This window comes from Mucilaginibacter lappiensis (genome assembly GCF_900155965.1).
GTDB classification, from domain to species: domain Bacteria; phylum Bacteroidota; class Bacteroidia; order Sphingobacteriales; family Sphingobacteriaceae; genus Mucilaginibacter; species Mucilaginibacter lappiensis.
Window position 1 is genome coordinate 1 of sequence record NZ_FTMG01000039.1, and the last position, 1,340, is coordinate 1,340.

The 1,340-nt window shown below is 42.3% G+C and carries 1 protein-coding gene; it reads right to left on the bottom strand.

What is annotated here, in order from left to right; genetic code table 11:
- A partial coding sequence (locus BW976_RS28830) for a condensation domain-containing protein (RefSeq protein ID WP_245834803.1) occupies window positions 1-1,340 on the bottom strand: 1,340 nt, incomplete at both ends.

Below are 1,340 nucleotides of genomic sequence, written 5' to 3' on the forward strand. Positions count from 1 at the left end.
TCATTATTATTCAATACGAATAACGCCTGGAATAAAGAACTCCGGCTTTTGTCCCGCTCTTTCTCCACTCTGTCTACCACTTTTTCAAATGGAACGGAAAGGTGTTCATATCCTTCCAGCGTGGTACGTTTCACCTGCAATAAAAACTCTTTAAAAACTGGATCATTATCCAGATCACTACGTAACACAAGCGTATTCACAAAGAATCCGACCAACTGTTCTACTTCCTGCTGCGGTCTGTGTGCAACAGTAGTACCTACAGTAATGTTAGTCTGGCCGCTATACTTATGCAACAACACCTTATAAACAGACAACAACAACATGAACAAGGTTACTCCTTCCCGCTCTGCCAACGCCTGTAATCTGCTGCTTACCGTTTTATCAATGATAAAATTCAAACGGGCACCTTTCGTACTCTGTATTGCAGGACGGACAAAATCTACGGGCAAATACAACGGCTCTATATCTCTCAACTTATCCCCCCAATAAGATAACTGCTGTTCCATCACTTCCCCGGTTAAATAGGTTCTTTGCCAGATCGCATAATCTGCATACTGCAAAGACAACTCTGGCAAATTTGGCAATCTATTTTCCGTATAAAACCGATATAATTCTATAAACTCATGAATGATCAGCGATACCGACCATCCATCAGATGCAATATGATGCCGCACTAAAATCAATACATGTTCATCCTCTTTCACCTTCACCAATCGCGCGCGCATCATATAATCCTTAGACAAGTCAAAAGGCCTTGTCACCTCATCCTGGATCATCTCATCAAAATAGACTTCATCTGAACTATCCAGCGTCCATCCTCCAGGCGCTACAATCTCCTGGTACCCTACTCCATCCATCTCCTTAAACACTGTCCGCAAAGATTCATGTCTATCCAAAATATCTTTGAAAGATTGTTCCAGCGCCACCACATCTAATTTGCCATGCAATCTAAAAACTGAAGGCATATGATAATGCGAACTCCCTCTCAACTGATCAATGAACCATAACCGCTCCTGGGCATAGGACAAGGGAATCCGGGATGGCCTGTCCTGCCTCACAATAACAGGTAATAAAACTTTCTGCTCTTGTAGCTCAATAAACTCCGACAACGCTGCTATCGTCACATGATCAAACAAATCAGTAATACTCACTTCTACGCCCAACTCTTTCCTAATAGCAGACAATACCCTAATTGCTAATAACGAATGCCCACCCAGTTCAAAGAAATTATCATGGATACTAACACGATCCACATTCAACAAAGAAGCCCATATCTCTGCCAGATCTTCTTCCAGCTCATTCCGTGGAGCTACATAATCAGATTCCAATAATGCATCCGG